This is a genomic window from Pleionea mediterranea, assembly GCF_003148745.1.
GTDB lineage: Bacteria > Pseudomonadota > Gammaproteobacteria > Enterobacterales > Kangiellaceae > Pleionea > Pleionea mediterranea.
This window is the reverse complement of the sequence record NZ_QGGU01000001.1, coordinates 25,138-45,751: the sequence shown is the minus strand read 5'-3', so window position 1 is coordinate 45,751 and position 20,614 is coordinate 25,138. Positions and strand designations below refer to the sequence as shown.

15 protein-coding genes are annotated in these 20,614 nt (G+C 42.7%); 3 read left to right on the top strand and 12 right to left on the bottom strand.

Translation table 11 applies throughout. From position 1 onward, the window contains the following. Positions 1-105: 105 nt before the first annotated feature. Positions 106-1,272 carry an MBL fold metallo-hydrolase gene (locus C8D97_RS00205; protein ID WP_146196050.1) on the top strand — a complete coding sequence of 389 codons (1,167 nt, stop codon included), beginning with the start codon at positions 106-108 and terminating at the stop codon, positions 1,270-1,272. A gap of 92 nt (positions 1,273-1,364) precedes the next feature. Here C8D97_RS00205 and C8D97_RS00200 read toward each other — a convergent pair whose 3' ends face one another. From C8D97_RS00200 to C8D97_RS00165, 8 genes are all read right to left on the bottom strand, one after another. Then, positions 1,365-3,068 (bottom strand): SPFH domain-containing protein, encoded by a 1,704-nt coding sequence (locus tag C8D97_RS00200; protein ID WP_109761320.1) that lies wholly within the window; start codon positions 3,066-3,068, stop codon positions 1,365-1,367. Between the two features lie 227 nt (positions 3,069-3,295). Beyond that, on the bottom strand, positions 3,296-4,258 hold the full coding sequence (locus C8D97_RS00195; protein WP_109761319.1) for a PstS family phosphate ABC transporter substrate-binding protein: 963 nt from the start codon (positions 4,256-4,258) through the stop codon (positions 3,296-3,298). A 244-nt stretch (positions 4,259-4,502) separates the two neighbouring features. Next, positions 4,503-5,789, bottom strand: a complete 1,287-nt coding sequence (gene phoR / locus C8D97_RS00190; protein ID WP_109761318.1) for a phosphate regulon sensor histidine kinase PhoR — start codon at positions 5,787-5,789, stop codon at positions 4,503-4,505. A gap of 39 nt (positions 5,790-5,828) precedes the next feature. Next, positions 5,829-6,524 (bottom strand): phosphate regulon transcriptional regulator PhoB, encoded by a 696-nt coding sequence (gene phoB / locus C8D97_RS00185; RefSeq protein WP_109761317.1) that lies wholly within the window; start codon positions 6,522-6,524, stop codon positions 5,829-5,831. Positions 6,525-6,590: 66 nt separating this feature from the next. Continuing rightward, the gene (gene phoU, locus C8D97_RS00180; protein WP_109761316.1) at positions 6,591-7,325 is read right to left on the bottom strand and encodes a phosphate signaling complex protein PhoU; all 735 of its coding nucleotides are present in this window, start codon (positions 7,323-7,325) and stop codon (positions 6,591-6,593) included. Positions 7,326-7,388: 63 nt separating this feature from the next. Then, a complete protein-coding gene (pstB, locus tag C8D97_RS00175) occupies positions 7,389-8,219 on the bottom strand; it encodes a phosphate ABC transporter ATP-binding protein PstB (protein WP_109761315.1) in 831 nt (276 codons plus the stop codon). A gap of 61 nt (positions 8,220-8,280) precedes the next feature. After that, a complete protein-coding gene (gene pstA, locus C8D97_RS00170) occupies positions 8,281-9,906 on the bottom strand; it encodes a phosphate ABC transporter permease PstA (protein WP_210204802.1) in 1,626 nt (541 codons plus the stop codon). A 24-nt stretch (positions 9,907-9,930) separates the two neighbouring features. Continuing rightward, the gene (locus tag C8D97_RS00165) at positions 9,931-12,204 is read right to left on the bottom strand and encodes an ABC transporter permease subunit (protein WP_109761313.1); all 2,274 of its coding nucleotides are present in this window, start codon (positions 12,202-12,204) and stop codon (positions 9,931-9,933) included. 415 nt (positions 12,205-12,619) lie between these two features. Here C8D97_RS00165 and C8D97_RS00160 point away from each other — a divergent pair, with 415 nt between their 5' ends. Further along, complete coding sequence (locus C8D97_RS00160; RefSeq protein WP_109761312.1) at positions 12,620-13,615, top strand: porin; 996 nt, start codon at positions 12,620-12,622, stop codon at positions 13,613-13,615. A 196-nt stretch (positions 13,616-13,811) separates the two neighbouring features. On the opposite strand, the gene C8D97_RS18075 is transcribed toward C8D97_RS00160, so the two are convergent. Further along, entirely contained in the window at positions 13,812-13,967 is a 156-nt protein-coding gene (locus C8D97_RS18075) for a hypothetical protein (protein WP_170115089.1), read from the bottom strand. Positions 13,968-14,505: 538 nt separating this feature from the next. Here C8D97_RS18075 and C8D97_RS00155 point away from each other — a divergent pair. Next, the gene (locus C8D97_RS00155) at positions 14,506-15,036 is read left to right on the top strand and encodes a pilus assembly FimT family protein (RefSeq protein WP_109761311.1); all 531 of its coding nucleotides are present in this window, start codon (positions 14,506-14,508) and stop codon (positions 15,034-15,036) included. Between the two features lie 149 nt (positions 15,037-15,185). On the opposite strand, the gene C8D97_RS00150 is transcribed toward C8D97_RS00155, so the two are convergent. The 3 genes from C8D97_RS00150 to C8D97_RS00140 all read right to left on the bottom strand — a co-directional run bounded on the left by C8D97_RS00150 (position 15,186) and on the right by C8D97_RS00140 (position 20,596). Next, positions 15,186-15,374 (bottom strand): hypothetical protein, encoded by a 189-nt coding sequence (locus tag C8D97_RS00150; RefSeq protein ID WP_109761310.1) that lies wholly within the window; start codon positions 15,372-15,374, stop codon positions 15,186-15,188. Positions 15,375-15,581: 207 nt separating this feature from the next. Continuing rightward, positions 15,582-17,801 (bottom strand): Ig-like domain-containing protein, encoded by a 2,220-nt coding sequence (locus C8D97_RS00145; RefSeq protein ID WP_109761309.1) that lies wholly within the window; start codon positions 17,799-17,801, stop codon positions 15,582-15,584. 551 nt (positions 17,802-18,352) lie between these two features. After that, a complete protein-coding gene (locus C8D97_RS00140; protein WP_109761308.1) occupies positions 18,353-20,596 on the bottom strand; it encodes a M14 family zinc carboxypeptidase in 2,244 nt (747 codons plus the stop codon). Positions 20,597-20,614: the final 18 nt, after the last annotated feature.

Sequence of the window (20,614 nt, the reverse complement as noted above, 5' to 3'; positions counted from 1 at the left end):
AGCTCCAAAATTATCGTCCAGTGTATGTAGGTCATTACCACTTAAAAAAGAAGCATTGCCAGCTTTACTATTTAACTTGTATCTAATAACCAAAAGGACAATACCTTGAATATCTTTACTCGAAGCAAAATGATTGCACTGCTGTGCCTTGTTGCTATTTGTGCATCTGGCCATTTAATCGCCAAGGTCACAGATATTACAACCACCCAGATAAACGAACGACTTTGGGTATTTCATGGTGGCAACGGACTTGGCGCTAACGCAGGAGTGTATATTGATAACGACTACATTGTGGTTATTGATGCCATGAATCAGCAATCTGGCCAGCGGCTGATTAACGCCATTCGCAAGTTATCCAACAAATCCATCAAGTACGTTATCAACACACATCAGCATAAGGATCACAGAGGCGGTAATGAAGCCTTTGTCAAAGAAGGAGCAACCATTATATATCCCAACTACTTACCCTACCTGATTGGCGAGTACACCGAATACGCAGGTGCTGAACGTGAATTACAATTTAACGATCGTTACCAGTTAAACACTGCAACTGAACAATTCGATCTTTACCATGTTAAATCACATACCTGGAACGACGTTATCGTCAAACTCGACAACAGCAATGTTATCTTTACCGGTGATAACCATGCGACCAATTGGGGACCAAGTATTGGTGTACTGGGCCTTTGGAGTCACCGCTCAATAATTAATTTATTGAACGAGTTAGGAGACGACAATACGGCCATTGTACCGGGCCACGTTGACATCACCGATATAAATCATGTGAGAACTTATCGTAAAAAAGTCGATGAATGGTTAACCCATGTCACCGCATTAAACGATGAAGGAAAGACCGCGAAAGAGATCAGCGAACACCCCAAATCGATTGCACTACTGACCTGGTTTCACGGTGGAAAATACCCAGACTGGCTACCAACAGAGCGTCTGATACCGAGAATAAACTGGGCCATAAAGGTCAAACAAGCGAGTTACCCTACACTAACGACACAACAGCAACAGAACTATATTGGCGACTACCGGTTTGCCGATGACAGCTTGTTAAAAATATTTTCTGATGGCACTCATTTATACGCCTTTCATAAAGATGACTTTATGTCGTTAATGATCCCGAAAGATAACCACCAGTTTACATTTTTGGGTTGGGGTGAAACAGAAGGGTTGTCATTTAAAATGACAAAACAAAATAAACCTTTAGAAGTAACCTTTAGTGAAGATGATAAAAAGCCGCTGATCGCACAGCGGCTTAAATAAACGTCGAGACAAATATTAGTAGTCAGGAAAAAGCGCCAATACAGTCAAAGTAAATACTGCATTGGCGTATTTTTATCAGTCGCTCAATAGACTCATTTACCTTTCGGCTTTGTTTTCATCATCTGACCAAAGTTAGACGCTCCCAATACCGCTGCTGCGCCTTCTAACGAACTGGCTCCACCAGACACTTGCACCGTCGGCACTTTAATAATATCCGGATTTTCTTTCGCTACGGCTAAAATTTCTTTTAGCAACTGCAATTGAAGTACCCGATCTTCACCCAGTACTTTGGCTTGTGCTTTTTGTCCCTGAGCAATTTCGACCAGTCGCAACTTTTCACCTTCACCTTCTAAGCGTAACTGTTCTTTCTTAAACTCAGCCGCCTGCTTGGCAATTTCAGCCGCCACTAATACCGATTGCTGGTTAGCAGAAGCACGTTCACGCTCAACTTTAATTCGCTCATTTTGCGTTTTTTGCTCTTCAAGGTAGGTTTTTTTCAATTGGTTCGCCAACTGTTCACGCAATCGGGCCACCATTAACTCTGGTGGAATTGAGGGCTCACCCAACCGAACTTCCTGTATCGAAACACCGGCTTTAAGACCTTCTTTAACGATGGATTCCTCAACCGCTTTCGCCAAATCATCACGCTTTTCAATAAAGTCGAGCGCTTTGCGTTCAGGATGGCCACCAATGGTTCTTAGAATATCCCGAATCGCTGGCGTGATAATTTTATCCTCAACGGCTGTTAAGTCACCCACCGTTGCAACCACCATAGGCGCAAACTTGGGTTGTACGGACACCAGAATTCTGGCGTCTACCGGAACAACCCAGCCTTCAACTCGAACATTAATCGCTTTATCCGCAGCGCTATCTGGAATAGGAATTTCTTTTTCAGTAAATTTTTGCAGAATGCTGCCATCATCGTTTAATGCCAGCTTTACCGCGCGTTCGGTATACCCACCTTTATAGGTCCAGGTTTGAATGCGCGTTGGAATAATTGTGGGCACATAAGCTTTTTGATTCAGATAATATTTACCGGGAGGCAAAGGCTCGTTCCAAACACCAATACAGCCTTTTGGAACAATCGGCGTTGCCAATTTAGAGTTAGCCTCTCCTACCGCCGCCTGAATAACATCTGGGCAATTTTTATTTTGCTCAGCCACATTGGAACGGATTACCGCCACATGCCCGGCAGGAACATCCAGCGCTCGGTGCATTTTTATATCAAACAAATAACGATTAATACGATATTTACCCGGAGGCAAAATGGTTAACTGCGGCCCTTTTTGTCCGTTTCCTTCGGTAAGAAAGTAAGTAGCATCCATCATACTTTTAAATTTTTCTTCCGGCCATTCATCTGCAATAAACTGCCCGGGACGCAATGGTTCTCCATCAGTGGCAATTAACTCTGCATAAGAGCCATCAGGAACAACCACTACGTCTAATTTATCAGAATCGTATAAAACATTAACTAAAAATTTAAAGTGAAAACCGGGACCTAAAATATCAGCCTGGGGCCCTTTTTCACCATCGGTTGCAATAATTTTCCCCACCGGTAAGTCGCTGCCCAGATATATCTTTTTTAAATGACCAATTTCATTGGAGTCAATGATTAAGAACGAACGGGTAAAGAAACCAAGTCCGCCAAGTAATAGTAATACAATACCTAATAATCGGCCGGCTAAAGCCCTCCCCTGATTATCAGCGGATCCTTTTATTCCAGGAATCGCCTTATTAAAAAAGACAGATCCGATACCAACTACTAATAAAATAATCGAAATGATTGCTAAAACCATAAAACTCTCCTTGCATTATTAATAACTCCCTAGTCATCGCTCTGCGCTATTTATTACAAAATATGTCAGGCTTTGCCGAGTTTTTATTCTTAAACTGAATTTATGATCATTCGTTCATCCATAAAAAAGCCCGCCATAAGGCGGGCTTAACATACAACTTTTTATTGACGAACGTTTTGCAGACTGGACGTCTTTTTAGACTGAACGATATTCAGACTGAAAGTTATTTAAATTTGATTCAAAATCTTTTCTGCAACATTGGCAGGTAAAGGTACATAACCATCTTTAACAACGATTTCCTGACCAACTTTCGACAACACCATTTTAATAAACTCACGCTCAAGTGGCTGCAATGGTTTATTAGGATGCTTGTTCACGTACATATACAAGTAACGGCTCAGAGGGAATTTTCCATTTAATGCATTCTCAGGGGTTGCTGCAACAAACGGTTGACCTTCTTTTTTCGCAAGAGGCACCAGTCGAACACCGGAAGTGATGTAACCAATACCTGAGTAGCCAATGCCATTTTTAGACTGACTGATGGCCTGTACAACAGCAGCGGAACCTGGCTGTTCATTAACACTGTTTTTAAAATCGCCCTTACAAAGCGCTTTCTTTTTGAAGTAACCGTAAGTACCTGACACTGAGTTACGACCAAATAATTGAATATCACCCAAATCTTTAATACCTAATGCGTCCCAGTTGGAAATGTCAGCATCGGCTTTACATTTACGGGTTGAAGAAAAAATAGCGTCAACCTGTGGAATGGTTAACCCTTCAATTGGGTTATCTTTGTTGACGTAAACCGCCAGGGCGTCAATCGCAACCGGTATAGCCATCGGCTTATAACCGTGCTTTTTCTCAAACGCAGCCGATTCTTTAGATTTCATTTGACGGCTCATTGGGCCAAAATTAGAGGTTCCTTGCGTTAACGCAGGAGGTGCCGTAGAGGATCCAGCCGCCTGAATTTGAATGTTCACATTCGGATACATGCGCTTATATTCTTCTGCCCAGAAGGTCATAAGATTTGCTAATGTATCGGAACCAACCGACGATAAGTTACCAGAAATACCACTGGTTTTTTCGTAAGTTGGCAAGTTCTTATCAACTTCTGCACCAGCGTTAACTGATGTGCTAACCAGAGCAGCCGACATACCGGCAGCAATGGCAATATTTTTAAATAATTTCATCATACTCTCCCAAAATTTAATTTGTTGTACCCTTAACTTGGATGCGTCCATAGTAAGGTGGTTATATTTCGTTTTTATGACAGATTAGAAAAAATATAATTTAATTGATTTATCAACAGGTTAGAAGACTATTGCTTGATGTTATTAAGCCTTATGTGACACTTTTATCGCGCTTTTTTAACGCTTTTACTGTGGATTAAAAGTTTTTCAAATAACTTTAACAATCAACTTTTGATTCTTATACTCAGTCAGCAGCAATAAAGTAACAATAAAAACAACTGCCACGACCCAGCTCGCTTTCAATGCGCAGCTCAGAACCATGCCCTTCCAGTATATGTTTCACAATAGCAAGGCCAAGCCCAGTTCCGCCCACTTCGCGATCTCGGCCATCATCCACACGATAAAAACGTTCGGTGAGTCTTGGGATATGTACAGCATCAATTCCGGGCCCGGTGTCCTGTACCGACATTTTTAAACCCTGATGATCCTGTTGCCAGCCGATAGTAATCGTGCCGCCTTCTGGAGTGTACCTAACGGCATTAAACACCAAGTTAGAGAAAGCACTGTGCAGCTCTTTTTCGTTACCAAGAATGGCAGATTCGGTATCACACTTAAACTCAATGGTGTGTTTACTATCACTTAAAGCCCGTGCTTCTTCGGCAATTCGTTTAAGCACAATATGAGGCTTAACTTTATCGTTTCGCGAGGCATCATCGCCCGACTCCAGTTTCGATAAGGTTAATAAATCATCCACCAGTGAACGCATACGCAAAACCTGCTGCCCCATTTGATCGATAGGGCGACCAAAAAATGCTGGCAATTGATCTTTGGAGTCAGCGAAGATTTCAACGTAGCCATTAACCACCGTTAATGGCGTTCTAAGTTCATGGGATACATTGGCCACAAAGTCCTGACGAATTTTTTCCAGTTGATAAATTCGACTGATGTTACGAACAATCAGTAATCGTTGATTTTTATTATAGGTGGTTAACCGAAAACTCAATTTAACGTCATCGTCAATTGGCGAGGTCATTTCAATGGGCAGGCTGTAATCACCACTGTTTAAATAATTCACAAACCGAGGGTTTCGGATCAAGTTACTAATGCGTTGACCAATATCCTGTTTCGTATTAAAACCAAGCAGCAGTTCAGCGGAGCGGTTAAACCAGATAATGTCGCTCAGCTTCCCCAACACAATGGCACCATCAGGCAAGGCTGCCGTTGACGCTCGAAATTCACTGAGTATGTTGGTTAAACGCTTTCTCGATTTACGATTGCGTTTTTGTAATAAGTAAATGCTGTGAAAAATATCACTCCAGATCCCTTGCGAATCTGGCGGGTAAAGATCACGGGACTTGGTGAGCCAATATTTTAATCGATAAATTTGTCGTAAATGCCAGGCCAGATAAGCGGCTACCAGCAAAAATAAAATCTCGCCGGTATAGCCTGTAAACAGACCAATTAAAATCGCAACCGATGAAATTAAAGAGACAAACCAAATCTCGACACCCCAATAGCGAAAGCTACTCATTACGTCTCCTTTGTTGCCACTTATTCATCGACTTAGCGATTAACTACGATGTGAAAAGCGATACCCAGCACCACGCACAGTTTGCACATAATTCTCAATACCGTAGGGCGCAAGCGCTTTACGTAAACGTCGTATGTGAACATCCACCGTACGTTCTTCGACTATCACCTGATGCCCCCAAACGGAATCAAGTAATTGACCACGGGTAAAGACACGTTCTTGATGCTCCAGAAAAAACAACATCAGTTTGTATTCGGTTGGCCCCATTTTAACGGTTTGCCCTTCAACGGATACCCGGTAGCTGGCGGTATCCACTTTTAATCGTCCTGACTCAATGACTTTTTCTTCAGAAACGCTGGGGTCGGTTCTTCTGAGTACTGCTCGAATACGCGCCATTAATTCTCGAGGTGAAAAAGGTTTTATTACGTAATCGTCAGCACCGGCATCCAGCCCTTTAATTCGGTCGTCTTCTTCCCCTCGTGCCGTTAACATAATCACCGGCACTTCTTTAAACTGATTATTTTTTTTAACCTTACGGGTCATTTCAATGCCTGATGCACCAGGCAACATCCAGTCTACCAGTAACAAATCAGGAATAGTTTCTTCCTGCAGCAGTGATAAGGCTTTTTCAGCCGTTCCTGCCTGAAGTGTTGAATATCCAGCTTGCTCGAGTGAGAAAACCAGCATCTCTCGAATGTCGCGCTCGTCTTCTACAACCATTATTGTTGCACTCATAACTTAACCTTTAATTGTCACTTTCCATTAATATAAATTAGAACATCACAACCCTAAATTTCAGTATTACTCCTGACGCCCTTGCGCCAGCTTTTCCATTTCTTCAAGACTTACATGACGTACATCTTTACCTTCAACCAGATAAATTACGTACTCACAAATATTTCGCGCGTGATCACCAATTCGTTCCAGTGCACGGGCCGACCACATAACATCCAGAGCCGAAGTTATGCTGCGAGGATCTTCCATCATATAAGTGATCAGTTGGCGAGTGATTGCGTTATATTCTTTATCCGCCGTTGTTTCTTTTTGCGCAACTTTTAACGCTGCTTCCACGTCGAGTCGAGCAAACGCATCTAGCGCTTCATTTAACATGGTTTTTACATGGCTGCCCAAATGCATAACCGCACCAAACTGTTTTTTCGATGGCATGGAATCTTCAAGCGATAAAGCAATGTGATTTGCCATGTGGGCAATTTTTTCCGCTTCATCACCAATACGTTCCAGGTCTGTGATGGTTTTAATAATGGCAACCACCAATCGCAAATCACCGGCTGCCGGTTGTCGTTTAGCCAATATGCGAGCACACTCTTCATCAATGCTCACTTCGTAAGCATTCACTTTTTCATCACGCTCAATAACTTTTTTACATAAATTTGAATCAAGCGATGCCAAAGCTTCCAGTGAGTCGCCAATTTGTTCTTCAACCATACCGCCCATGGTTAACACGCGTTGTCGCACGTTTTCCAGTTCCTGATTGAACTTTTGCGATATATGTTTGGTAAATAGACTTTTATCCATGTTACTAACCACCTTTAATAGCAGTGTTTAAATTTTTAATATGGCTGATAGACAACATAACCACTAACCATAACGTCCGGTAATATAATCTTCGGTTTTCTTTTTACGAGGATTGGTAAAAATCACATCGGTTTCATCAAACTCTACCAGATCACCCATAAACATAAATGCCGTATAGTCAGACACACGAGCCGCTTGCTGCATGTTGTGTGTCACTATGACAATGGTGTATTGATCTTTAAGATCATGGATCAACTCTTCAATTTTAAGAGTTGATATAGGATCCAGTGCTGACGCAGGCTCATCCAGCAATAATACTTCCGGTTGTACCGCAATGGAGCGCGCAATGACCAGTCGTTGTTGCTGACCACCGGATAATCCTAATGCGTTTTCATCCAGACGGTCTTTTACTTCGTCCCAAAGCGCGGCACCTTTTAATGCCCACTCAACCACTTCATCCAATACGCTGCGTTTATTAATCCCTTGAAGTCTTAATCCGTAAGCAACATTTTCATAAATTGATTTAGGAAATGGATTTGGTTTCTGGAATACCATACCCACGTTTCGGCGCAAATCTGCCACATTAACGTCTTTGCCGTAGATGTTGTTATCGTGAAGTTTTATCGCGCCTTCAACCCGGGCAATATCGACCAGATCATTCATACGGTTAAAACAACGCAACAAAGTTGACTTACCACAACCACTCGGCCCAATAAACGCCGTTACTTTTTTCTCCGGTATATGAAGATTGATATTATTCAGCGCCTGTTTCTTATCATAGTAAAGATTTAAATCTTCTACTTTAAGCGCTATCGTCTCATCTTTTACCGCGTCAAAATTAACGCCATCATTAGAGTTTTCTTTTGTTAAATCGAGTGTTACGTCTGTAGTCATCTTTTCACCTGCTTTGATTCAAAATTAATTGCCCAAGTTACCATTGCTCCAAAAACCAAACTTAATGCTCCAGTGACTTGTATTTTTCGCGCAATCGATTTCGAATTTTAATTGCGGTTATGTTCAATAAAATAATTACCAATACCAATAAAAATGCGGTGGCATAAACCAATGGCCGTGCCGCCTCGACATTAGGACTTTGAAAACCCACATCATAAATGTGAAAGCCCAGATGCATAAACTTTCGTTCCAGATGAATGAAAGGCGCATTACCATCGAGCGGCAACGTTGGTGCCAGCTTTACCACACCGACCAGCATTAACGGAGCAACTTCACCTGCAGCACGTGCAATGGCAAGAATTAATCCCGTCATCATCGCGGGACTTGCCATGGGTAAAACGGTACGCCATAAAGTTTCAACTTTGGTTGCGCCTAACGCCAATGATCCTTCACGAATCGATTTGGGAATACGGGATAAGCCTTCTTCGGTTGAAACAATCACAACCGGTAGTGTCAACAACGCTAATGTAATAGAAGCCCAGAGTAAGCCGGAGGTGCCAAACGTTGGAGCAGGCTTTGCTTCCGGATAGAACAGCTCATCAATACTTCCACCTAAAAAGTAAACAAAAAAGCCCAGACCAAACACACCATAAACAATGGAAGGAACCCCCGCCAGGTTATTCACCGCGATACGAATGGTACGAGTTAAGAAACCCTGTTTCGCGTATTCATGCAAATAAACTGCAGCGACCACACCAAAAGGTGTCACCATGATAGACATTAAAATAACCATCATGACCGTGCCAAAAATTGCAGGAAAAACGCCACCTTCGGTATTCGCTTCACGGGGCTCATCAAAAATAAACTCGGCCACTTTTATAAAATAGTGTCCTACTTTTTCAATCCAGCTCATTTGATTTGGCTGCAACGCCATAACAATGTTGGATGCTTTAATGGTTAATGGCTTACCATCAATGGTCACCACATCAACACTGTCGCGATTCGCCTTGTCATAGATGGCAAACATTTCTGCCTGCAACACTTCAAACTCGTCTTTTAATGCTTGTTCGCGTTGAGCAATATCCGCCAACGCTTCATCGGTGGCTTCGTTTTCAAGTTCTAATCGGCGACGATCCAGCCGAAGTTGCTCCAACTGATAATTAATGGAGCCAATGTCACCTTTTTCCAAATCCTTTACCGTATCGTGCAACTCATTGGCCCGATCAATGGCCATCTGAAACTTTTCATAAAAAGTCTCATCGTTAACCGAATAGTTTTTTCCATCGAAGCGAACATTTTCAACAAACCCGTAAAAGTTGCCCCACTCACGACGCTCAATCACCATAACATCTTCGCGCATGGAAACATCGGTGATGTTACGTGCTTTTAACCAGCGAAAGTCCAGACCATAAAGATCACGATTGCCCACTTTTAGCAGTATTTGCTTTTCTACCGCCGGATCAGCGCCCTTGGGCACTTCTTCATCATACAATTCACCCATGGATAATTGCTGAGTACCATTATCCAGTTGAGTTTGATACACATGAACATTGGCGGGCCAAAAATGGCTCAAACCTCTAATCGCGATCAATGCGATCAAGCTCACTACCATTATGATAGAAATGGCTATTGCGCCGGCATTAAACCAAACCCAATGTTCACCTGATTTAAAAAACTTTTCTCTCATTTTTATAGCCTGATTAGAAATTTGTTAAAGTGAACCGTATTTGCGACGCAAACGATGACGGATGTTTTCAGCCAATGTGTTAAATACAAAGGTAAACACAAACAAGACAAAACCGGCTAAAAACAAGACACGATAATGTGACGAGCCAACTTCTGACTCGGGCATCTCTACCGCAATATTGGCCGACAAAGTTCGCATGCCTTCAAATATATTAGCTTCCATGATCGGCGTATTACCGGTCGCCATCAGTACGATCATGGTTTCACCCACGGCGCGACCGAGCCCTATCATTACCGCAGAAAAAATTCCCGGACTTGCCGTAGGTAACACCACACGAACCAGTGTCTGCCAGGTACTGGCACCAAGCGCTAATGAACCATTGGTTAAGTGACGTGGCACACTGAAGATGGCATCTTCCGCGATGGAAAAAATGGTAGGAATAACCGCAAAGCCCATGGCAATACCGACCACCAATGAGTTGCGTTGATCATAATCAATCCCCATGGATTCAAGCCAGACTCTCATGTCGCCATCGAATAATAATTTTTCGATGGGATAACTGAACTCAAGACACAACCAGCTCACCAGCAAAATGACCGGGATCAATAACGCGGCTTGCCAACCATCGGGAATGCTGTGCTTAATAACCGAGGGCATGTAATGCCAGGCAAAACCAAACGCCACTATAAAAATGGGCAAAAACATTAGCATCATAAACACGCCCGGCAAATTGTCTTCCATCACCGGCGCAAGCCACAAACCGGCCATAAACCCTAAAATAACCGTTGGTAATGCTTCCATAACTTCAACCGTCGGCTTCACCATGGTGCGCATTTTTGGCGCCATAAAATAAGCGGTAAAAATTGCGCCACAAATGGCCAAAGGCATAGCAAATAACATGGCATAGAACGCCGCTTTTAACGTACCGAAACTTAGCGGCACCAGAGAAAACTTGGCTTCAAAATCGGTCGTAGAAGCCGATGACTGCCAAGTGAATTGTGGCTCTGGATAACTCTCGTACCAGACTTCGCCCCAAAGCGCCGACCAGGATAAATCTGGGTGTTCATTTTCCACCTGCCAGCTTTGTAATTGCCCATTACCCGAAATCAAAATATGGTTGGCTCTTGAATTAATCGTCAGCTCGGATTCCGGCGTCAAATTTTCCATTGTGTGGGTTAACACCGTGCGATGAGAAGTGGCGTAAAAAATACCCAGTTGATTGTTACCGTCCAGCGCTAAAAATCCTTTACGGCGCATTTCAGGATAAATGGTTTTGATGGGGTGTTCGCTGAACTCAAAGGTTCGAATATTTTGCAGCCGATACGTATTGGTTTCATCCCTTACCGGGAACCATTGATGAATATCACCTTTGGAATCACCCACCAGTAACGAAATACCACCCAGCAAAAATTTCACATCGGTAATCTGTACATTTTGAGTGGTTAACGATAAGCGTTCATTGCTCACCAGCTCATCATCTTCCATCCAGTAACTCTGCAGTTCTCCTTTGGAGGAAATAACATAAGCCCATGATCCGGTGGGATCATGCAACAGGTAATCGGCCGATATTTCGCTGTCAATGGTTTGATCATTCAGCTCAGATAAAGTGACTTCATCAGTCAGGAATGACTCTTCCAGCATATAACGAACGTAGCGGATGGTTTTATCACCATCGGATGCGATAATACTTAAATACTCTTCGCTTTTTGCTGCAGATATTTTCTTAATCGGGCCATCATGTAACTCATAACCGTCCTGACCAAACGGGTATTCAATATCCGGCGTGATTTTACGCACACCATCGGGGTAGCTCAGGCGAAAAGCCTGTTTAATCAATAAAATACGACCTGACGATAACCCCAGAATAACCAGGTTTTCTTCATGGCTGGCAAACTGAGCAGCAGTAACTGTTTCACCCGGCTCAAGCGACAGAGTGTGAGTTGACAGGTTGTCACCGGTCAGGGCATCAAAATAAGAAAAAACACCATCGGCTTTTAATTGAAAGCCAATTTCACCGTATTCTTCCATGCCCCATAAAACCGACGACTCAACCGCCACAGGATAGGTCTTCTGCTCAAGGATTTCCGCACTTTTAAAAATTGGAAACACCACATACAGCAGATAGAAAAAGATCATCACCACGGCCAGAATCACCGAGATACCGCCAATGGCGATCCCCTGCTTTGCCGCTAAGTCTTTGATTTTCCTGAATGTGTGATGGCCACTATCGGTTTGCTTATCGAGCAGTTGACGTACTCGATCTTTGACGGTGTCATATTCGTTGTTTAAATCGTTCATGAATCTCAGACCTGTTTAAAGTTGCCGGCCATTGTAGAGGTAAAAAATGACAGTTATATGACAGTCTGTCATAATTTTAGCCTGCCTCAACATTAGCGCTCTATTTTATTGATTTTAAAGATATTTTTGTTTGATTAAAAAGGTTCAAAAAGCCTCTTGATTGGTTTATCCTTGCGCCTCACTGTCACAAATATGACATACACAGTAACGACCCCATCAATCCAGTCTTTAACAGCACTTGTTCGCTGATTGAAATGAGCAATCACTGCCGTGGATCTGGGCATTTAAAAAGCAAGTTGATGGTTTTGCTTCAAAAAAGTGACAGTTGCAATAAAATTGTCACAAAACTCAATTAGTATAGCTGCCAATTCGATATTGATTACGCTTTATTGAATCTTATAACTGGGAGAACAACATGAACTTCAACAAAAACACAATTGCTGCGGCAGTTACTTTTGGCGCGCTTGCTTTCTCTGGAAGTGCACTGGCAAACGACGTTACCGTTACCCCTTACGGTAAAATCAATGTGACTTATCAATCAACTGAAGACGCTAGCCTTGACGGCAACGAGTTAAAAAGCAATGCCTCGCGTTTTGGTCTTAAGGGTAAAGCGAAGCTGTCTGATTCGTTAAAAGCAATCTACAAGCTTGAGTGGCAAGTGGACACTACCGACCAATCAAAAGGCTCTAAAGACAACATCAAAGCGCGTAATCAATTTATTGGTTTAGCGGGCGGCTTTGGAGAAGTGATTGCAGGGCGTCACGACACCCCATTAAAAAAAGCACAAGGTAAAGTTGACTTATTCAATGACCTTGAAGGCGACATTAAAAACCTGTTTCAAGGTGAAGTTCGTGCAGATAACTTTTTCCAATACACCTCACCTAAATTTGCCGGCGGTTTAAAAGTTAAATTAGCCACCATGACAATGAAGGGCGAATTGGAAAATTCGACTCTGGTTGATGATGACAATGACCCAAATACACCAGATATTCTTTTGACTCGTGATGCAACGGATGCCAGCTCCATGTCAATTGAATACGCTAACGACAATATCTTTGTTGCTTTGGCTCAAGACAATGACGTCAGCGGTGAAGACACCAAAACAACCCGTGTTACCACACAATATAAAATGGATAACTGGACGTTCGGCGCTATCTACAATGACTTTGATAACGGCACTTACGATGAAGAAGGTGTACTGGTGAGCATTGCTTATAAAACTGGCGACCACACATTAAAACTTCAAACCGGTGAAAGCGATGAATTAACCTGGGATAACGACACAACGTCTCTGGGTTGGGATATTAAGCTTGGCAAGCAAACCAAACTGTTTACCTTCTACACCAGTTCCGATGACGCAAACAACAAGGACTACTCCTGGTTTGGCGTTGGCTTAGAGCAAAAGTTCTAAGTTAGACATTTAGTCATTCGTCAAAAGGGATACTCAAATGAGTGTCCCTTTTTTTATTCCTTTAATTGCATAAGGTATAACTCAATCTGGCAGCAAAATGAAAAGAACACGATTTAAGTGGACAGTCGATATTTTAAAAATATAAATTTAAAAACAGATTAACACCTACTTTTATTTCATTATCTCTGTTTCGCCCTTATGGGCGACCTTCTTTTTCAAGAGCCAAAAAGAAGGCAAAAGGCCCTACGCTCCAACAATTAAGCCCTGCGGGTTCCTCAAAATCACTCATACCTGTCAACACACCGTTATTGACAGCCTTCCATGGCTGACAATAACTTCCACTGGCGTCCATGCCAGTGGATGTGTGCGGTATGAATGATTTTGAGCTTAATTAGAGTCACTCTAAAACCAGAAGAGCCAATTATGACGAAATAATATTGTCTGTTTGTCTAGAACTCTTTTGATTGGCACTGTAAGAGCAAGTCTAAATTTTTACACTTTAATATTTTATCTATCCAACCCTGTAGTGTTCACTCGCTAACTGCCCTATCTATGGATATTACCGCTCGAGGTTTACAGAGCAAAATTACTTTACAGGTCTATTATTCTCCGCTACTTTTTATAAAGTAATGACGCTTTAACCTTACCTAACTATCTGATTTCAAGGTAAAATCCGTTTAAACTTTGTTCAGCAAACAATAGTATTTGTGTTATGAGCGGTAATCTCAATGTTAACGGAGGAAACGCCACCAACCATTAACAATGGAGAGTTAACATTGGACAGTTCGAAGAGAGCCAGCAATAAACCGGAACATCTTTCGACACTATTCACTATTGCTATATTAAGGTTATACTAAGTAGGTGCTGCAGTAATAAGGACAATAAAAACAATGCATGAAAGCTTTGCAGGAATCAGTGTTAAAACAAGGGGTTTTACCCTGATCGAACTGGTGGTTGTAATTACTATCTTAGCCATTCTTTCAACCGTCGCAGCCAGTAAATTTATCGATATACAGTCATCCGCTCGTGCGAGCACTCTTAACGGCATTGCTGGGGGACTCCGTTCAACCATAGGCATGACCAAAGCCAAGGCATTGGCCTCAGGACTGACAGTTGCCGCAACCAATCCGGGTGGCGTAGGCCAACAGGCTTATGTTATTAATTTTCCTTTTGGATCAGCAGAAGTGGACTGGCGAAATTTATGTCCCGAGAGCGTTGCTGAAATTGCTGATCAACTTACCATGCTGGATTTTATCGAATTGTCTGGCACCAATCTCATCAGTCAGATCAACAATCAATACACATTAATCGGCTATGACATTCCCGGCTTTTCCGTGCCAACCAATCAGGGCTGTTATGTAATTTATGATTCGTTTGGTAATCCAGACTGTACCGTATCTGTGGTGACGGCCGATTGCTAAACATTAAGATAGAATTAAACTGTAGGCTTTACATATCGACAAGTTGCTTTGAATTATTTGAAAAACTCTAAAGTTTTGAACCTACACAAAGCTGCCCTTTTTACTTCATTAAAGGTGCAGCTTTAATAGAAATACAACCTTTGCTTAATTTAACAGCGTCCGCCAATACGAGAGCCAGTACGTTTAGGTTGACAGTTCCTCTGCTTTTTTTCTTCCTTTGTATCCTGCTTAGGCTGCTCTGATTTCGCCTGGTCAGGGTAATTCTGTACATCATTCGTTGCGCAGCCAGATATAGCAAAGTTTAAAACAACAATTAAGCTAACAATAAAAAATTTCATAAAACAACTCTATGTTATAAAAACGAATGAGGATGCTAACAGAATATCTTTTAATGAACACATTGATGCATATAAACACAGTTTATTTTTAGTAACATATCATTACAAATGAAATAACCGAACCTAATATTGATATTTATGATTCATTGCTCTTGAGTTTTTGTTCATTAACATCATTATTTTGCTTAGCACGTTATGGTCACTCAGTTAAAGTTGTTTGGAAACAACCTCAGACTTTCTGCTTTCAATTCCGTAAATATCAACGGCTGTCACAGCAAAATAATAAGTTTTACCCTGGATAAGCGAGTCAAAATCATAAGACAATTGCAATGGATCATTGATCACTAACACATTGTTTAAATTATTTTGGTCATCACCATAATAGATTTTAAACCCGGCCAATCCACTTAATGGTGTTTCATCGGTGTTTGACACAGGCGGCTGCCAACTGACAACGGCAACACCGTCAACCACGATTACTGTAATTTGAATTTGCGCCTGGCTGAACTGACCTTGTGAGTCGGTAACTTCAGCGGTAATCTGATGTTCTCCAGTTGTGAGATCAGGGCTTATTTCACTGCCTTGGCCAATCTGACCATCCATATCCGAATACCAGACGATACTGCTTCCCAGATCACCGTCTTCCTCATCGGAAGCAGTGGCCGTTAACGTCACCGTTTCATTTTCCGGAATACTGGAACCGCCAGCAGGCGAAGTAATGGCAACCGTAGGAGCAGCGTCTTCTGCTTCTGTTACGTTTATATTGATCACTTGTGAGACGGCCTCACCTTCAGTGTCGCTTACAGTTGCCGTTATCACATGACTGCCACTACTTAATGTATGAGAAACATTCGCACCATTGCCAAAATCGCCATCAATGCTCGAATTCCATTGTACGGCATGGCCAATATTGCCCTCTTCTTCATCGTTGGCAGTCGCGGTAAAACTGATCGCCTCAGCATCATTAAAGCTGTCACCACTGGAAGGTGATGTGATAGCAAGTTCTGGGGGCACATTTGAGGCATCATTCACAGTCAACTGAATCACCTTATTCACCTGATTACCGTCCGAGTCATTTACCGATGCGGTGATAGTATGACTGCCGGCGCTGAGCTGAGAGCTGATGTTGGCGCCACTCCCCAGCTGACCATCAAGATTCGATGACCAAAGGATACTGCTGCCCAAATTACCGTCTTCGTTATCGGAAGCATTAGCAGAAAACGAAATGCTTTCATCGGAATTAAATTCCGAACCGCTGGACGGCGAAGTGATACTAAGCTGAGGCGCAGTGGCTGATGCACTGTTAACGGTTACATTGATGGTTTCAGACACTTGCTGCCCGTTTGAGTCCGCTACGCTTGCAGTAATGACATGGCTGCCGGTACTGAGAGCCGAAGTAATACTGGATCCGCTGCCAAGATTACCATCAATGTTAGAAGTCCATTGTATCGATGCACCCAGATTGCCGTCTTCGTTATCGGATGCATTCGCAGTAAAAGCGATATTATCGCCAGCATTAAAGCTAGAACCATTACCAGGTGAAGTAATGGAAACGACTGGCGCCATATCGGGAGCACTTTGTACAGAGAGATGTATTGAATGAGATCGTTCATTATCAGCTGAATCGGTTACCCTTGCTGTAACGACATGACTGCCCGCACTCAACGTCGTGTTAACACTGTCGCCAATGCCCAACTCACCATCAATGCTGGACGTCCAACGTATGTCACTGCCAAGATTACCATCTTCAGAGTCGCTTGCTTCCCCCACAAATTCAATAACCGTACCTTCAGTGAAAGATGACCTGTTTGATGGCGAGCCAATTAAAACCACAGGCGCTGAATCTTCCGACGATGAAACCGAAATAGTAATCGACTCTGACGCTTCGGCACCGTTAGAATCAGTAACTTCAGCAATAATGGTATGATTGCCCGCCGATAAACTTTTGCTGATGGAGCCTCCTGTGCCCAGCTCACCATCAATATCCGAAATCCAGACAACTTGTCCGGTAATATTTTCATCGTTCGCATTGCTTGCGTTTGCGGTAAAGGTAACGGTTGTGTTTTGATCAAACTCGGAACCACCCGTAGGAGAAGTAATATCAACCGATGGTTTCGCGTGAGCCACGGCTGTAATTTCAACAGCGTTTTCTTTACTGCCATCACTGCTGCAAGCAGCAATAAACATTTGAGAGGCGGCTAACAGCAAACCGGCAATGGTAGAACGACTCCAGCTTTGGCGCTTTAACGCTTGACTCAATTGAGATTGGTTTATAAAGCCAAGTTCAATTAACGCCTCACCGAGTTTTGTTTCTCGTTGATGCTGATAAACCAGCGCTTCACCCAATTGCTCCTGACTTATCCAGCCTTTTTCAATTAATACATTGCCTAAGCGTGATTGCTGCGCCAGTCGCTCCGAACCGATCATCTCAATACTCCATTAAATTCAGTGCTAATCGAAAAGTAATACTTCGCTTGTTCCTACGGTTATTAATTAAAGCGTAGGCGACGCAATTACGTTTGTCGTTGAGAAAGTCACTAAGCGTTAAATAAAAATATTCTAAGATTGAAACTGCTTATAAGCTTTAATAAAGATAGAAATTAACAGCCATATTAAGTGGACTTTAAGGTAGGGCTTATCTGTATCGTACATTGACGCAATAGATGTATTTTTGTTTTAAAAATCAACTAAAACGGTTGAAATCAGCTCTTATATTGAGATATTAATTTTCAATTAATATTAAGGAAAACCTTGCTTAAAAGTTATTTCCAGTTATTCAACCACTCTGTCTCAATTAATGTTAATACGCTGTTGATCTATAACGCTAAGTGATGTGCTTAACAATTCCTTTGATTAAGGTGTCCAATTTTTAGTCCTACTAAAAATGTTTTAAATATTCGCTATGAAGCTTTAATGGCTCGCCCCTGTTACCTATAAACTTTTAAAACGCGGCTTGTGCCGCGTTTTAAAAAAGAAGGTTAGTATTTTATTCGATACCTAATTAAAGTTAAAAACATTAAGCTGAACCAGACTAATGCACCACCACTAGACGATTTTGCTTTAACGGTGATACTTCGTGTGCGAACATCGTTTGCGCCTGCGTCATCGGTTACGGTTAGTTCAACAGAATAGCTACCAGCATTAGAAAAACTATGACTGACAGTTTGTCCGCTAAGTGACGCTCCATCGCTTAATTGCCAATCATAACTGCTTATTGCAGTGTCATCGGTACTGCTGGACGCATTCAATGTGCAGCTTAGGTGTTCACAACTTACACTAAATTCAGCCTCAGGATTCTGATTTGGAGCTGTTATTTCTAGCATCATGCTTTGCTCACCGGTTGCGCCTCGGTCGTCCGTTACTATTAAGGTTATCTGGTAACTTCCTGATTCAACAAAACGGTGATTAGCAGTAACACCGGTTAACTGAGCGCCGTCACTGAGTTGCCATTGGTAACTTTCGATAGATGAGTCATCACTACTATTGGATGCATCGAAATGACAATCGAGGGAGTCACACGTTACACTGAAATCAGCTAAAGGACTTTGGTTGCTATTAACGGTCACCAGTAAAGCACTGACGGGTCCATTGTTGCCTTCGCTGTCTTGTGCTTGTATATAAATCACATACTCACCAAGTGCCCACCCCGTGGTATTAACTTCAGCACTGACCGCTTCAACGCCGCTATTAAAACTGCTATCACTGGCGGTCATGGGAATCGGGGTTGTCCCCATCTGCCAAGGTGGCGTGTTGACAAAAAGCGATACCGCAGTAATATCTTGCGTCGGCTCATCACCATTGCTGTTGTTGAATCGTGTGTCGTCTGCAGTTGCCGTGATCGATAATGTATCACCAGGAAGTATTTGCGGATGTGAACTGGTATTTCCTCGCAGCTGTAATAGGTCGGGGCCAGCAGGCAACTTATATGGCGCCCGAACAACTTTGGCCGCATATTTTAATGCCTCCAGATTATCTGGCTTTACTTGTGTGTTGTACACCTCGCAAGATTGAAAAAACGCAGTACCCAGCTCAAAAGTAATCGCCGCAACACCCAACTCACCATAACTAACATCGTCGCTGGTACCATCGGTCGGATACAGCCCGGTACTTTGCGTTGGATAATAGTCATTAAAACTTGCGAGCTTGCGACCGAGTGTTTGTAGTTGCGGGCCATTAGGTGCCGGATCGTAATCGTGACCCCAGGGCCATAAAACCAGCTCACTGTAGCTGTGTAAATCAATATGCATTCCCGGCGTGTCGAGAGGTGCTGCGTCAGAATCGCTTTCGCCCCGATTGTCGCTAAAAATACTGCGCACATAAGCTTCAACTACCTCTGTTTCGGGCTCTGAAGCAGCCAAAGGACCGCGATAAGTATTGGCACACGCATCGCCACTGGAGCCAACGCCATCGGTTGAATTCCAAAAGTAGCTGAAGTTACGGTTCAAATCGATACCCGGAGAGCTTTGACAGTGAAGATCGTTGACATTTTTGCGCCATAACACGCCGGTTTCTGCGTACTTTCGACCATCGGGATTCATCTGAAACATTAAATGAACTTCATGATGATCAACAATCCATCGAGTATCTGCATCGGTAGCGTAGCTGTTGAGTAGTTGTTTGGCAAACGCCAGATTGAGTGCTGCGGTGGTGTATTCACGGGCGTGCATAGCGCTGTGTACAAACAATACGGGCTTTTCATCTGTAACAGACTGATTGGTAATTTTTAATACCCTTAAATCATAACCACCGCGCTCTCGCGTTTTGCTCCAGGAATCGCCTACGTCTATCCACTCCGTTAGAGTACTGTGGTCTGTCGCCAACTGTTCGGCATCAGCATAGGTTTCTTCCACCGTCGGATAACATGGGTAGTTGGGAATACCTGTTAGTTGCTTGGTAAGCTTACGGTCAAGCAATTGGTTCAGCTGCGCTTTACGCTGTTGCTTCCAACTGTCGGCGACGGTGATATCAAAGCCCAGATTGTTAAGTTTTTCGAGCTGTGCGTCGGTAAGATTTAAGGTAACCGTTAGCGCATCTTTATTACTTTCCAGTAATTCACCGTGATGCGAAATACTGAGTTTAAAAAAGTCTTCTTTACTTTTGGCTTGTACCTGTACCAGATTCTGCCAGCCCTGCTGCTCAACTGATATTAACTGCCTAATGTTTTTAGCTTGTGCCCAAGAATAGCTGAAACACATTAACGCCACCAGACTGAAAAGTTTCATCCATTAACTCCTGTTTTC

What these genes read in the sequence shown, in the direction of transcription:
- C8D97_RS00195 (WP_109761319.1), bottom strand. Translation starts at nt 4,258, where the DNA reads ATGAAATTATTTAAAAATATTGCCATTGCTGCCGGTATGTCGGCTGCT.
- C8D97_RS00200 (WP_109761320.1), bottom strand. Translation starts at nt 3,068, where the DNA reads ATGGTTTTAGCAATCATTTCGATTATTTTATTAGTAGTTGGTATCGGA.
- C8D97_RS00155 (WP_109761311.1), top strand. Translation starts at nt 14,506, where the DNA reads ATGCATGAAAGCTTTGCAGGAATCAGTGTTAAAACAAGGGGTTTTACC.
- phoB (WP_109761317.1), bottom strand. Translation starts at nt 6,524, where the DNA reads ATGAGTGCAACAATAATGGTTGTAGAAGACGAGCGCGACATTCGAGAG.
- phoR (WP_109761318.1), bottom strand. Translation starts at nt 5,789, where the DNA reads ATGAGTAGCTTTCGCTATTGGGGTGTCGAGATTTGGTTTGTCTCTTTA.
- C8D97_RS00145 (WP_109761309.1), bottom strand. Translation starts at nt 17,801, where the DNA reads ATGATCGGTTCGGAGCGACTGGCGCAGCAATCACGCTTAGGCAATGTA.
- C8D97_RS00140 (WP_109761308.1), bottom strand. Translation starts at nt 20,596, where the DNA reads ATGAAACTTTTCAGTCTGGTGGCGTTAATGTGTTTCAGCTATTCTTGG.
- C8D97_RS00165 (WP_109761313.1), bottom strand. Translation starts at nt 12,204, where the DNA reads ATGAACGATTTAAACAACGAATATGACACCGTCAAAGATCGAGTACGT.
- C8D97_RS00150 (WP_109761310.1), bottom strand. Translation starts at nt 15,374, where the DNA reads ATGAAATTTTTTATTGTTAGCTTAATTGTTGTTTTAAACTTTGCTATA.
- C8D97_RS00160 (WP_109761312.1), top strand. Translation starts at nt 12,620, where the DNA reads ATGAACTTCAACAAAAACACAATTGCTGCGGCAGTTACTTTTGGCGCG.
- pstA (WP_210204802.1), bottom strand. Translation starts at nt 9,906, where the DNA reads ATGAGAGAAAAGTTTTTTAAATCAGGTGAACATTGGGTTTGGTTTAAT.
- pstB (WP_109761315.1), bottom strand. Translation starts at nt 8,219, where the DNA reads ATGACTACAGACGTAACACTCGATTTAACAAAAGAAAACTCTAATGAT.
- phoU (WP_109761316.1), bottom strand. Translation starts at nt 7,325, where the DNA reads ATGGATAAAAGTCTATTTACCAAACATATATCGCAAAAGTTCAATCAG.
- C8D97_RS18075 (WP_170115089.1), bottom strand. Translation starts at nt 13,967, where the DNA reads ATGGACGCCAGTGGAAGTTATTGTCAGCCATGGAAGGCTGTCAATAAC.